Origin of the sequence: Mycobacterium sp. RTGN4, from assembly GCF_033804635.1 — a bacterium.
In the GTDB taxonomy this organism is placed as follows: Bacteria; Actinomycetota; Actinomycetes; order Mycobacteriales; family Mycobacteriaceae; genus Mycobacterium.
This window is the reverse complement of the sequence record NZ_JAPZLB010000032.1, coordinates 1-13,865: the sequence shown is the minus strand read 5'-3', so window position 1 is coordinate 13,865 and position 13,865 is coordinate 1. Positions and strand designations below refer to the sequence as shown.

The following is a 13,865-nucleotide window of genomic DNA, read 5'->3' as shown; positions in this document are numbered from 1 at the left end:
AAAGTGATGGTGTCAGCCATAGGTCACAGCGTACTACAAATTGTAAGACAGTGGCGGCGTTGTCGGGTATCGCTGGAATACGACTGAATCGAATACGGCGGGTTACCGGTAAAAGTCGCCGTTTCCTGGCCCAACCGCAGATCGGGAAGTGTTCAGGGTTTCGGACCGGACTGCCCGGATCGGAACGTCGTGCGATAACTACTTGACATGAGTTGAACTTTCGGCAATCGAATCGGTCAGTCACACGCTCGCAGGCTTCGGCGCGAGCGGCTACTCCGGCTTCTTGAGTAAACCGTAAACCCTGTTCTGCGCTGCGGCCGCTCGGGTTTCAGATCCCGCGGCGGTGACGTACCGCTGTGAAGTGACCATGGACTCGTGGCCGAGAAGTCGCATCAATGCGTACACGCTGACGCCAGCACTGGCGAGCTCGGTAGCGAATGTGTGGCGTAGCACGTGAACTAACGCGCCTCGGGCACGGTCCTCATCGATGCCGGCGCGGCGGAAGGCCCGCAGAACGCGATATTGCAGCGTGCCACGCGTAATCCGGTCGCCGTCAGAACCGACGAAAAGTGGCGCGGCTGGTGGCCACGCCGCCAATCCGCTGGCAGTGGAGGAGCGCCCCCTTGCCGTAGCGGGAAAGCGGACGGCGCGACTGTCGAGGTACTCCACGAGGACCTCCACCAGTGCCAGCTCGACCGGGATGCTTCGGTCCTTGCCGCCCTTGCCGCGGACCTGAATGATCGCACCATCTTCGCGACGCCGAACGTCGCCGACGTTGGCGCGCAGTAGTTCATCGGCGCGGAGCGCGGCGAGCAGGGACATCAGAATTAGCGCGCGATCACGTGCCATCCAGTCGCTGGCACGCCGCTCGGACTCCGAATCGACCGCCGCGAGCAGCGCTTGAACCGACGTCGGGGGCAACCCCTTCGGTAGTGTCTTGGCGATCTTGGGACGGCCAACCAGTGGCATCGGGTTAGCAGGGATGAGGTCCGAGGTGTACAGAAAGGCGCATAACACGTTCCATGTCGACCAGCACCGCTGTATCGAGGCCGCTTTGTGGGTTTCGGCGTATTGCGCGAACGCCCCGCGCATCGCCTTAGTCGTGATGTCGCCCAACGACATTGCGGCGAGACCCCCTTGCTGCCGACGATGAGCGCTGCGATCGCGTCGAAGTCCTGGCGGTAGGCCTTCATGGTGTGTGGCGACGGCTTGCGCGTGCCACGGTCGGCCAGGAACGGCGCGAACCACGGCGGGCGCAAGACTGAACCGTCGGCGGCCGTCACTTTCATGCTTTGGTGGCCAATGCCGTCGAGCTCAAACCAGAACGACTCGAGGGCCAATCACTCAGCGCTCTAGTTTGTTGCAGTGACCGGTGGAAACCACCCGCCGAAAGGGTCAGTTTCGGCCGCCCGTTGACGAGATCGGCGATGAAGGTAAAGCACGACCGACCCGCGCCGGATCAGCGCCCGCCGCAACCAAACGGTCGAAAAGCCTCGCGGGTGGAGTCTGCTGACGGAACCTCAATTGCAGATCCACAGGCATTCCGTTCTTGGCGCCAAGGTGGTACCAACAATTCCTCTCCGCCGAGCCAGGGGGCCAAGTCGGAGTGTCACACATGCAGGCTGCATCTGTAACCCGAAGGGGCAAGCCGTACACCGAGTCCGTGATTGCCGCAAGAAAGCGGCTGTGAACAGCGCCGTGAACCGGATCGGTGTCGATTTCGATCTTCCACGTATTGCCCAACGTCCACGCCGAGACGTGGAACGCCAAACAGCAGGTCCGGTAAAGCGCTATGCGGCGCAACAGCCCGGACGCTAGCCAGTCCATTCCTGGCCGCATTCCCCACCGCGGGGCCTCCAGGAAGTAGCGCTCTTCTTCGGCAGGCTCGGGGGTGTCCCACAGCGACTTGCATGCCGCTAGTTCGAGGCTTTCCCGGTACGTCTCGATTGCGTTGTTCCACCGAGATTTTGGCTCCGCGCGCAGGGTCACTCTAGCTGACGTGTCGACGAATGTGAGGGCAAGATCGGCGCGATCGACGCCCGCAACACGGACTCCTGCCTGACCTTGCAATCCGCCCTCAGGATCTGCACAGGGCAGGAGCTTCTCTGCTATCAGTTGTGTCAGTTCGTGCTCGTTGGGGAAGCCGGCGCTCCGGGGGTCCACGTGCACGACGGCGGTTCCGTCAGCGATGATGCGTGTCCTGACAACACCTGCGGGATTCGGCGTGTACTCGCCGCAGGCCGTGAGTGCCTGAAAGACAGCTGCTTCCAACTGTGTCTGACCGGAGTCCGCAGCGTCCGGGATCGGAGTACTGCGGCTGACACTGGCATGACCCACCAGCCAGCGCGAGGACTCGCCCGTGTACATACCGCGGGTGCGCACCGTATGCAGAAATGTTCCAGCCACGCCAGATCCTCCTAAAGCGCATACCGCCCATAGCACTTCACGAATGAACTGGATAGAACTAGAACTCGAAACGACAGTGGAGCTCGACAGTCTCCTTGATCCGTTTGATGCTGACTGCGGGGCGGCGCAGCATGACCGGATTGGCCGCCGGACGGCCACGACAAGCATGCACCAAATCACCCGAGGATCCGTCAATCGACACGCGACTAACGGGACATTCAACTGCAACAGTCCCTGAGCACACGGACGCGCAGAAATGGTCCAGCCCGATCCGGATCGTTGCAGGCAACAGCGCGCCGCCCGCACCGGCTCTGAGGGCTGCTGACGATCACCGACCCGTGTGCGTGCCGGCGATGACCGGGCCAGACGGACCGAGAGTCCGCTAGTCGCCAATCATCGCCGCGCCACCACGGCCGCGTCCCTGCCGCTACGGATGGCTGCCCGCCGCGGCACTGATCGTTCGCGCCGCGCTCCCTCGCCATCGAACCGGCGCATCGGATACCGCCACCCCGCGACTCATCCTCGCCATCCGCTACATGTTGTCACGCTGTGAACCCAAGACAACATGCGTCATATCACGCTCGGCGGCGACTTTGACGCGCACTGAGTTGTCGGCGTTGTGCAGCGCAGAGGAGTCCGCTCGCGATTCGACGGCGCGTAGCGGTGCGGCCGTACGCGCAGCCCATCCCCCGCGCGTGAGATCGATGCGACCGTGGCCATCGACTCCGATCACGACCGGTCAGATAGCGCAGCGAAAGACGTTGGGCCGTACACGACGTGACGACGAAACAGGGTGCTCTCCCCCGGCGTGCCGACGCGGACTACGCCACCCGGCCGCCACACGCGCTTGATCGCCGCAAGCGCCAGACCGCAGGGCTGACTACCGTGGCGCCAACAGGCGCCGCCGACGCACACGACGAAAGCCGGCAGCGCGATTCGCCACGGGCCGGAAGCCACCGCTCGGGAACGGAATGCGGCGCATCATGAATCATCGCTCAGCACTGCACCGGCTCGCGCTCGAACGCGTCGTCGAAACAATCCCTGCGCGCCCGGACCGGAGCGCAGCTGTCGCATCGCACTCGTCGCGGCCGAATGTTCTCGCGGGCTCAGATGCGGACATCGGTTCGGTCGAATAGAACGATGTGCCTGCCGCCGTCAACACCACCTATGACAATCTCCCTCTCCGACATCCCACTCTGCCTTCGCTACACCAGCGCAGCGTCGCCCGGGGCCGCGTTGCCGCCTGCATGAAGCCGGGCTGAAACGTGCCCGCCTTCAGCGTCGTGAACTGGTGCACCCGAACCGCCGCTTGCCCCTTACTTTTCAGGCTTTGGCGCATACCGCAGCATGGCGCGGATCTCGCCGATACCCAGTCCTGCCAACTCTGCGATCGTCGACAGCGTTTCGCCCCGCTGCTGCATCCGCGCGATGGCCACACCCGCTTCCGCCCTGCAGTTGGCGCGTCTTCGGCTCGCCTCCGCTCGCACGTGTTCGCGGGCCACCGCCAACCGCTCAGACTCCCACGCATCGACTTCGGTGGCCTTGCCCACAGCGACCATGAATGTCGCAGCGTCGTCCACGTTGGCCCGTTCCCGTTGGGCGCGGGCCTCATTCATGCGCGCCAACACTTCACGCGCTCGCCGCCGTGCTTCCATCTTCGAGGTATTCCCAGCCATGCCCGCACCATACGACGCGACATGGGCGCCGGCCCACCACCACAGCCACATTCGCCCCTCGCCAGTTTTCTCCTCTGTCTGCCATCACCGTTCGCCGTATGCCGGCCACCCCTTCCGCCGTTCACCAGCGCCCGCACCCAAGTCCCATAAGACTCCCCTCACATCTCGCCTCCCTGAGCCGCGTCCAGCCACCACACACCTCTTGCATTCAGGCGCCGATTCCTGAGAGTTGTTTAAGAGTCCCTGGTTTGGTCGTGGCTTTGACGGCGGTCAGGTTCGTAGCGTGCGGCCCATGCGGGTGCTCGGGTGCGCGTCATGGTGATGACGCTGCACAAGCTGACCGCCGGGGACGGATACCTGTACCTGGTGCGGCAGGTCGCTGCCGCCGATAGCACCGAGCGAGGCCGCTCGACGCTGGCCGACTACTACTCAGCGAAGGGTGAGGCCCCTGGACAGTGGATGGGCCGCGGACTCGCCGCCCTGTCCGATACCGGTCGGTGCGAGGTCAGTGCCCAGGCGCGCGAACAGATTTGGACTGTCGAAGCCGGCTCCGGAGTCAGCGAGGAGCAGATGCGCGCCCTCTACGGGGAGGGGCTGCATCCCAACGCCGACCGCATCATGGGTTACGCGGCGGTAAGCGGTTTGCCGCCTCGACAGGCGCTGAGCGCCAGCCGGCTCGGACGCAAGTTCCTCGTCCGCGACGGCGAGCCGGAGTTCGGCCGCCGCCTGGCGGTGGCCTACCGCGACCACAACGCCGAAGCGGGCGCGCACTGGAACGCCACCATTGCCCCCGACGTGCGCGCTCAGATCCGCACCCGTGTGGCCGTAAAACTGTTCAGCGAAGAGTACGGTCGCGCCCCTGCCGACGATCGGGAGCTCTCGGGATTCATCGCGCGCAACACCCGGGCCCGCACCACCGCCGTCGCCGGGTATGACCTGACGTTCTCACCGGTGAAATCGGTATCGGCGCTATGGGCGATCGCCCCGCTGCCGGTGGCCGAACAGATCGAGGCCGCCCACGACGCCGCGGTGGCCGACGTGCTGGAGTGGCTGCAGGACTCCGCAGCATTCACGCGCACCGGTGCCAACGGCGTGGCCCAGGTCGACACCGAAGGACTCATCGCCGCGGCGTTCACCCACCGCGATTCCCGTGCCGGTGACCCCGACCTACACACCCATGTTGCGGTGTCGAACAAGGTGTCTCACCTCGACGCCAATGGGGTGCGCCGCTGGCTTGCGCTGGATGGTCAACCGTTGCACCGAGTCACCGTCGCGGCCTCGGAGTTGTACAACACCCGCCTGGAAGCCCACATGATCGCCAGCCTCGGTGTGCGCTTCGTCGAACAGGCCCGTGGGCGCGGTAAGCGACCGGTGCGCGAGATCGACGGAATGTCAGACGAATTGATGTGGCGGTGGTCGAGCCGGCGCGCGGCAATCGAGGCGCGCACCGCGGAGCTTGCCAAGCAGTTTCAGGCCACCCACGGCCGCGAACCGACCAACGTCGAAATCATCGCCCTGGCCCAGCAGGCGACGCTGGAATCGCGTGAGGCCAAACACGAGCCGCGCTCACTGGCTGAGCAGCGCCACACATGGCGCACGCAAGCCGTCGAGGTACTCGGCCGCCACGGTTTACATCAGATGCTGGCCGACACACTCGCCGGTCCCGACCGCGCCCAAAGCTCGCCCGCGGTCGATGCGCTATGGGTCGTGGCGCGTGCTGGCGAGATGGTCGGCACCGTCAGCGAGGCCCGCTCAACCTGGCAGCGCCACCACCTGCGCGCCGAAGCCCTACGCGTGGTCCGTGCGCACGGCCTGGCGCACGATGGCGCACTCGTCGACACGCTGACCAACGCCGCCCTTTCCGATGCGTTTTCGGTGCCACACGCGCGCGTCGCCGATACCGATCTGGGTGAGCCTGGCGCGTTGCGTCGCCGCGATGGCGCCAGCGTGTACAGCCGTCACGGCGTCGCGGTCTACACCAGCGCGGCCACGTTGGCCGCCGAACGGCGTATCCTGTCCGCGGTCGGTCGTGAAGACGGTCGGCGGGCCAGCGCTGGCGATGTCGAACTCGCGCTTGCGGATTCGGCGGCCCGAGGCTGCACGCTCAACCCCGGCCAGGCCGCCCTGGTCTCGGAGATGGCGACGTGCGGTCGTCGTGTGGCGCTCGCGCTGGCGCCCGCCGGGACCGGCAAGACCACCGCGATGGCCGCGCTTGCGCACGCGTGGCGCAGCTCGGGCGGTCACGTCATCGGCCTGGCCCCGACCGCCGACGCGGCGATCGTGCTCGGCGAGGACCTCGGCGCGACTACCGACACCCTCGACAAGTACGTGTGGTCAGCCGACCCCACCAAGGCTGCGCTCGGCCGGCCGAAGTGGTTCGAGAAGGTCGGCCCCGACACGCTGATCGTCGTCGACGAAGCCGGCAAGGCCGCCACCGCCGGCCTGGACGCGATGATCACCGACGCGTTACGCAAAGGGGCCAGCGTGCGCCTCGTCGGTGACGACGGTCAGCTGTCGTCGATCTCAGCCGGTGGCGTGCTACGCGACATCGCCGAAGCCACCGACGCGCTCACCTTGTCCGAAGTAGTGCGCTTCCGGTCGGCCGCTGAAGCTGCCGCCGGGCTGGCGTTGCACGACGCCGACCCGGCCGGCATCGGCTTCTACATCGACAATCACCGCGTCCATGTCGGCACCGACGACACCGCCGCCGACATGGCCTACCACGCGTGGCGCACCGACCTGGCCGCCGGCGCTGACTCCATCCTGCTGGCCCCCACCAACGACGTCATCAACGCGCTCAACGCCCGTGCCCGCACCGACCGCCTTGCCGCCGACCCCGACGCCGCCGGCGCCCCCACCGTGGTGCTGGCCGACCAGCTGACCGCCAGCGTCGGGGACACCATCCGCACCCGAAAGAACGCGCGGTGGATCCCGATCGGGCGCAACGACTTCGTACGCAACGGCTACCGCTACACCATCACCGAAGTCAAGACCGATGGCAGCCTCAAAGCACGCCATCTGCGCAGCGGGCGCATCGTCACGCTGCCCGCCGACTACATCGCCGGGCACGTGATGCTGGGCTACGCGGCCACCATCGATTCGGCCCAGGGCTTGACCGCAGGCCGGCGCGATATCAAGGGCAGCTGCCACATCGTGGGCTCGGACATGCTGACCCGCCAAGCGCTCTACGTTGCGATGACCCGGGCCACCGACGAGAACCACCTCTACCTGTCGACCGCCGAGGGCGACCCCCACCGGCTGCTGTCGCCCAAGGCCACCCACCCCGATACCGCCGTCGACGTCCTGACCCGCACGCTGGCCCGCGACGGCGCCCAAGTCTCGGCGACCACCGCAGCCCGCCAAGCCGCCGACCCCGCCGCGCGACTGGCGGCCGCAGCAGACATGTACTACGACGCGTTGGGCGCGGCGGCGGAGAACCGGCTGGGCGTCGGGGCCCGGGACCGACTCGACGCCATCGCCGATGAGGTGATCCCAGCGTTGAGCACGCGCGAGGCCTGGCCGGTGCTGCGCCGCAATCTCGCCGTGCTGGCCCTTAGCGGCGCAGACCCCCAGCAGCTGCTGGTCGACGCGCTGGCCAAGGGCAGCGTCGATGACGCCGCCGACCCCGCCGCCGTGCTCGATCACCGCATCGACCCGGCCGGAACCCACTCCTCCGGAGTGGGGATGCTGCGCTGGTTGCCCGCCATCCCGGCAGCACTTGCCGAGGATCCGCAATGGGGCGACTACCTGGCCCGGCGCGAACAACTCGTCGACACCCTCGCCGACGCCATCCGCGAGGGCGCGCAGGGTTGGACCAACGCGACCGCTCCAGCGTGGGCGCGACCCCTGATCACCGTGAACCGGGCGCTAACCGCAGAAATCGCGGTGTTCCGCGCGGCCGTGGGTGTCGAGGAGGCCGACACCCGCCTGACCGGACCCCGCCAATTCCCGGTCCGGACCCGCGCCGTGCAAGCCCTGCTGCAACGCCATGCCGCCGCCGGCATCGGACGGCGCAGCGCCGACACCACCCGCTGGAACGACGTCATCGACGCCATCGACCCGCGCCTGCGATCCGATGCCTACTGGCCACAGCTGGCCGCCCACCTGGCCCAAGCCACCCGCACCACGGCGGACCTGCGCGAGATCATCACCACCGCCGCCCGCCAAGGCCCCCTTCCCGACGAACTACCCGCAGCGGCGCTGTGGTGGCGCATCGCCGGTGCGCTCTCACCTACCGCCACCCTGGCCACCACGCACTCGCGGCTGCGCCCAGCCTGGATCGCCGACGTCGACGCAGTGTTCGGATCTGTCCTGGCCGAAACCATCACCTCTGATCCGGCCTGGCCCGGATTGGTCGCCGCCATCAGCGCCGCCGACCCCCACAAGTGGACACCGCGCGACCTGCTCAGCGTGGCCGCCGAACACCTCGCCGACGCCAGCGCCGACAGAGACCCCATCCCGCCCGGCGACTACGCCCGACTGATCACTTACACCGTCGACGCGTTCACCCACCGCCTACAAGCCCATCTCGGCGTGGATTTCGACGACATCCCCACCCCCGAGGACACCGACGCACCGCCGGATCCCGCCGAGGAACATCTGCTTCCCCCCGACCCCGAAGACACCTACCCCGACGAGCGCGCCGCACTCGACGACTACCTCAATGGCACCCCACCCGACCCGCACACATTCGAATATCCACCGGACGAATTCGACGGGCTGCAATTCGAAGATCTGTCAGCAAACCGCCCTACGCCTGAATTGGGCATCACCATGGAAAAGCTCGCAACCCTGCGCGACGAATACCAAGCCGTCTGCAAAGAAATCACCACACTCGACGCCGACATTCGCGCCGCAAATGGCCCCGCTATGCGCGCGGCCGCCGAGGAACTACTGCGCATGCGCCACCAGGCCGATGCCGACCGCCCCTACAGTCACGCTGTCACCGCAATCATGGAGCAGTGGGCCGACGCCGACGCCGACTACAACGACATCCTGCGCATGATCGAGCACGCCCGCACTCAACTGGACGCGCTCTACGCAAGCCCTGAGCCCGACGACCTCGACATCGCTTCGGCCCAAGCCGATCTGGCCTTTCATACCCGCCGCCTGCCCGAGCACACACCCTCACTGCAATTTCAACAGGCCTTCGCCGAGGCGCAGGCCGCGCGTGCCGCGGCCGCTGGCGGCCACAAGATCGTCACCGAGCACGACATCGTCACCGCACGGGGCGACGCCGAGCGCGGTGATTTGGCCGCCCGCGCCGCACTGCGCGAGCGTCGCCAGGCGCTGCGCCGCGAGCTCGAGCGCGCCGACCGCGAAGTGGCCGCCGCATTCGCCGCCGCCCAGACCGCGACCTCCGTCACCCTGGAAGCACTGCTGGATTCGGCACGAGCTGAGGTGGAGCTTCTGCGCGCCGCCGGCCACGTCGACTTCGATCGCACGCCGCTGGCCATCCCCGAAGCAACACTGGCGGCCCACGAACCCCACACCGCCGACCGGCTCAAATCCCTGGCTGCTCAACCCCACCTGCTTGGCTATACCCGCGCCGACGTCACCGATCCCGACACTACCGCTGCGCTGCGAACACTTCGCGCCACAGCCAACGCCAACAACCGAAAAGTGCTGTGGCTCAGCGCTACCGACGAGGCGGCCACACCCGCGCGCTTCGCACAGCTGGCAGACACCTTCGCTACCATCGCTGAGGCGCACCAACGCATCAGCGATCAGCAGTGGACGCTCCCACCCGGCACGATCGTCGTAATCGACGACCCCGCCGACACCGACCCCGCGCAGCTCGCCGGCATCGTCCACCACACCGCCAGCGTCGACGCCCGCGCCATTATCGTCGACCCCACCAGCCACCACGGCCCCAGCACACCCGCACTGCGGCTGCTAAACGCACTTCCCTGGGCCAGCACACTAACCGCCAACAATCAGGCCACGGAGGACCTCGGCCTCGACGAGCCGACACCCGCGGTCACCCTGGCCGACCGTCTCGGCCGCACGCGGCTCAGCGAGCCGTGGCGCCAGCTGCTCGCCGAATACGACATCGCCGCCCGTTCCGCCCGCGCCGCCCACCGCCGCCACCTCACCCTGAGCTGGCGCACACCGACCGCGGGCATCGACGAACCCGACCACACCCTGTCTGCCAGCGAGCTCGGTTTCGACGACTAGATGTACCGACCTGGGGAGGTTAGATCCCCGGCATGAGGGTCTAGGTCATGAACGCGCAGGTATGCACATCTGTGGTTCCTCGGCGCCGGCATGGCCGTTCCCGCCGAGATGCTTCGCCCCCTAGCTGAGTGGGCCCCAGTTCGATTGGCGCCGCAGTGCGGGCCGCCGAGGAACGCCGACCAGCTTACGATCACGATATGCGGAGCTTGGGTGATTTGCGGAGCGCGTATCCGCGGGACTCGGAAAGGGGCCGTCCGCCGGACCATGGAGCAGAGCCGGCCGTGCGAGCGCGAGAGTTCGGCCCGCGGGGCCTGATTGTGCGGGACCCTTATGCTTCGCAGCTGTTAAATGGCCAGAAGATCTGGGAGATACGCGGCAGATCGACCCAGATTCGGGGGCCCGTCGTCATCGTGAAGCAAGGTACTGGCAAGGCGTATGGGATCGCGAACCTGGTTCGCGTGCTGGGACCTCTTGACCTTGACGACCTGGTGAGTTCACCGGAGGTGCCGTCCGAGGAGCGTGATGAACTGCAGCGCGATGGGCTTCCATACCGAAAGACCTACGCCTACGTTTTCACCAGTCCGCGATGGTTCCGGCATCCGTTGCCCTACCGGCACCCCAACGGGGCGGTGACATGGGTTCGCTTGCCCGACCTGGATTTGGACAACGTTGAGTATGTAGCGCCTGCTGAGCGCGAGTTGGTCTGACTTTCTAACGTCACTCCGCCGTTACGTGACACCCGATGCCGCAGCCCGCCACCAGCGCGCTCCCGTCACCGAACGCGGTTAATCGCCATGCGTGTTGGCAAGCGAGATCATGGCCGCATATCAGCTATGTCCAGTAGGCGGGTAGTGATTGCATGTGATCCTTATCGCCGTGCTCTAGAGAGGTCAGCTCCTCGAGAGCCGAAGGGCCTTCAAGACTTGACAATCCGTTCGTCCAGAGCGCTATTCGGCCGCGGTACCAGCTACGCCAATCGACCTCCAGCCCCCCGGCGGCCAAACCGGCGTAGTACCAGGCGCCTTCCCAGTCACGCCACCGGCGACGGCCCTCAGCTGCCCGCTCAGCGAAATCCGTGAGCACAGGATTGCGGGCGATCGCCTCGGAGAACCTCAAAGCTCTTTCAGGAGGGTCGGCTTCGCTCCCGGGCATCGGACGCTCCGTCCGATCGCGAGAGTCGTTCAACTCCAGAAGGGCTGCGTACCAAGCATCCAGCGCAGTGCGCCAGCCCCTACCAGTATACGGTTCCCACGGCTGAATATCCATCGTTGAAATATCATGTGCGGCAAGCTGATTGCTGACTTCAAAGGCCGTATCTGGCGCGCCGCCAAACATGGCCGTCGAGAGGCGTTGACGCCAACTCGGATCCAGTGTTCCCGTGCGTGCATCCATAAGAATTGGCTTGAGCAGCATGTACCGTGCAAACCCGTATTGGTGACGCGCGCGTTGCTGCTTAAGGTCCCAGATATATGAACTAGTCATGGGCGCTCTTGGTCCAGATCCTCTTCGACGCCCAGCACCGCGTCTTCTATCAATTCTCGGTGATGCCCCATATCGACTGCGGTGGCGGCGTACACCATGTCGGGTAGCGGCAGTGGTCGCGTCGACCAGCCGCCGATGACTTCCGCTGTTCGCGCAACTAGCCAGTGCGCCCGGTACTTGCGCAGATCGTCGACAGTCTCGCTGGGGTCTCTGCCGCCGCTCATGTAACCGGGACGCGTCAACGCGCCGGAAATGTTGAATTTCGGGGCCTGCGCGTCGTATTCGGCCCATTCCTGTGCGCTCGGCTCAATAGGTGAACCGCGCGTCGACCAGATTCGCCGGAACGCATCGGGGATGCCCTCGGCCACGGCCTCCGCTTGGGTGGTCGCAGCGTTGAGCATGAGGGCGCTCACCGCATTGACAACGCGGTCCTGATACAGCGGATGGGCTTCCATCACACGCAGCAGCCTTGGATACATGTCAGGCCACGACAGGCTTAGCCGGTGCACGTGCAGACCATCCAGGGTCGGCGGAGCGATGGGCCGCTCCCCCGGGCGAAGAAGCGGGTTGACATCGCGGGAGCATGACGGCGGATGCTCCACGCCCGCGTCGCGCAGCCCGGTTACCGCGCCGGTGGTCGCGGCGGCCACCAGCCGCCAGCCAGTCTCGGAGCGGATATGTGCATATTCGACGAGAACCCGTGCCGGATCGTGCCATCCGAACCACAGTTGGCGAAAATGGTCGTCCACCAACGGATCTGTGGCCAGGACTCGAACCGAGCGGGGAACATAAACACCGGCCGGGATAAAGCTCGCACCGTCATTGGACGTGATCACTATTTCGGTCCCGCTCGGCGACCGAAAGACGCCGACCGCCCAGTCCATGCCAATGTAGTTCACCCACTCTGCGGCGTACTGAAGCTTCCATGCCAACTCCTTGGCGGCCGCCGCATCGACCGACTCCCGCCGCTCCCGCGCCGCCGCCGTCCGCCCCGCAGCCACCACACTCGCCGGGATCAGCGTCGCACCCCCTCCCGCACTCGACGGCGTTGCCACTGAGGATTGCGCATTGCTGCCACCACCAATCGTTCCCGCCGGCATCGTCGGCGCCGCCGGTGGAGGCACAGCGCCCGTCGGTGGCCCCATCGAGCCAGGCGGCAGCATCATCGGTGCGCCGCTACCCATTCCAGCCCCGGCAGGGGCCGCGGGAGCCGCCACGCCCTGCTGAGCCGCTGGCGAGACACCGCCGCCGGCCGCAGCCCACACCGGCGAAGCTGGCACCGCAGACCCGCCTGGCGACAGCGCCGGTGACGGACTCGCAGCGGGCGGCGACATCGCCGGCATTCCCCCGCCAATCCCGGCGCCCGTCGACAACCCACGCGAAAACGCTGCCGCAGGAGAACCCCCGCCAGCAGAGGCCGGCACCCCACCAACAGCCGGCAATCCTCCTGCCGCACTAGGCATCCCACCTAAACCACCGGTGAGCGGATTAGACGACAGACCGGACACGCCGCCGCCACTCAGACCGCCAGGCATACTCGGCATCCCACCGGAGCCCATCCCGCCACCACTGCCCATGCCAGGCACCGACGGCACACCCCCACCGAGCGCCGACGCTTGGCGAGAGGGACCAATACGTGGCGGGGAGACTGCGTACTCGCCGCGACGACCAAAGTCCGTGCTGTCCTTCCTAACGCCGGAAGCATCACCGGACTCGCCGGACTCAGCAGGCCTTGGCGAGCTGCCGTCCTCATACTCACTCCGAGTATTTGGGGCCGCACCCGCATCGTCAGCGGCCCGCCCTGGCTCGGCATAGTCCCCACGGTGGCCGTAGTCTGCCGAGCTGTTGTCAAGGGCATTGATTAGCGGAGGCGACACGGGCGCGCCTCCGGCACCGACCATCGCAGTCAGTGCCGAAATATTCGGCGCGCCTAACCCATTGACTGCTGATTTGATCGCCGCACCCATTGCTTCTACGCCAAATTCGGTACTGCGCCGTGCCGCAGCATGGTAGCTGTCAGCGGTCACATAATTCCTCCAGCTTGAGGGGTTGTCCGTCACGGAATTCCCCCACCTCGTCTGTCACGTAATTCCGCCACCCGGGCGGTGTGGCAGCCGGTTGTGG

Annotated in this window: 7 protein-coding genes; 2 read left to right on the top strand and 5 right to left on the bottom strand. The window is 66.4% G+C overall.

The annotated features are described in order from the left end of the window. Positions 1-270: 270 nt before the first annotated feature. The 3 genes from SLQ30_RS32755 to SLQ30_RS32745 form a co-directional block, all read right to left on the bottom strand. Complete coding sequence (locus SLQ30_RS32755) at positions 271-969, bottom strand: tyrosine-type recombinase/integrase (RefSeq protein WP_319451209.1); 699 nt, start codon at positions 967-969, stop codon at positions 271-273. Positions 970-1,395: 426 nt separating this feature from the next. Continuing rightward, on the bottom strand, positions 1,396-2,367 hold the full coding sequence (locus SLQ30_RS32750; protein WP_319451208.1) for a hypothetical protein: 972 nt from the start codon (positions 2,365-2,367) through the stop codon (positions 1,396-1,398). Between the two features lie 1,355 nt (positions 2,368-3,722). Next, positions 3,723-4,082, bottom strand: coding sequence for a hypothetical protein (locus SLQ30_RS32745; protein WP_319451207.1), 360 nt, complete (start codon positions 4,080-4,082; stop codon positions 3,723-3,725). Positions 4,083-4,397: 315 nt separating this feature from the next. Here SLQ30_RS32745 and mobF point away from each other — a divergent pair, with 315 nt between their 5' ends. Together mobF and SLQ30_RS32735 are read left to right on the top strand one after the other, a co-directional pair. After that, the gene (gene mobF / locus SLQ30_RS32740) at positions 4,398-10,259 is read left to right on the top strand and encodes a MobF family relaxase (RefSeq protein ID WP_319451210.1); all 5,862 of its coding nucleotides are present in this window, start codon (positions 4,398-4,400) and stop codon (positions 10,257-10,259) included. 197 nt (positions 10,260-10,456) lie between these two features. Then, positions 10,457-10,966 carry an ASCH domain-containing protein gene (locus tag SLQ30_RS32735; protein WP_319451206.1) on the top strand — a complete coding sequence of 170 codons (510 nt, stop codon included), beginning with the start codon at positions 10,457-10,459 and terminating at the stop codon, positions 10,964-10,966. Positions 10,967-11,090: 124 nt separating this feature from the next. On the opposite strand, the gene SLQ30_RS32730 is transcribed toward SLQ30_RS32735, so the two are convergent. Both SLQ30_RS32730 and SLQ30_RS32725 read right to left on the bottom strand, forming a co-directional pair. Beyond that, on the bottom strand, positions 11,091-11,672 hold the full coding sequence (locus SLQ30_RS32730; RefSeq protein WP_319451205.1) for a hypothetical protein: 582 nt from the start codon (positions 11,670-11,672) through the stop codon (positions 11,091-11,093). 65 nt (positions 11,673-11,737) lie between these two features. Continuing rightward, complete coding sequence (locus SLQ30_RS32725) at positions 11,738-12,841, bottom strand: hypothetical protein (RefSeq protein ID WP_319451204.1); 1,104 nt, start codon at positions 12,839-12,841, stop codon at positions 11,738-11,740. Positions 12,842-13,865 lie beyond the last annotated feature (1,024 nt).

What these genes read in the sequence shown, in the direction of transcription:
- mobF (WP_319451210.1), top strand. Translation starts at nt 4,398, where the DNA reads ATGGTGATGACGCTGCACAAGCTGACCGCCGGGGACGGATACCTGTAC.
- SLQ30_RS32735 (WP_319451206.1), top strand. Translation starts at nt 10,457, where the DNA reads ATGCGGAGCTTGGGTGATTTGCGGAGCGCGTATCCGCGGGACTCGGAA.
- SLQ30_RS32745 (WP_319451207.1), bottom strand. Translation starts at nt 4,082, where the DNA reads ATGGCTGGGAATACCTCGAAGATGGAAGCACGGCGGCGAGCGCGTGAA.
- SLQ30_RS32755 (WP_319451209.1), bottom strand. Translation starts at nt 969, where the DNA reads ATGCCACTGGTTGGCCGTCCCAAGATCGCCAAGACACTACCGAAGGGG.
- SLQ30_RS32725 (WP_319451204.1), bottom strand. Translation starts at nt 12,841, where the DNA reads ATGCCGGCGGGAACGATTGGTGGTGGCAGCAATGCGCAATCCTCAGTG.
- SLQ30_RS32730 (WP_319451205.1), bottom strand. Translation starts at nt 11,672, where the DNA reads ATGCTGCTCAAGCCAATTCTTATGGATGCACGCACGGGAACACTGGAT.
- SLQ30_RS32750 (WP_319451208.1), bottom strand. Translation starts at nt 2,367, where the DNA reads ATGTACACGGGCGAGTCCTCGCGCTGGCTGGTGGGTCATGCCAGTGTC.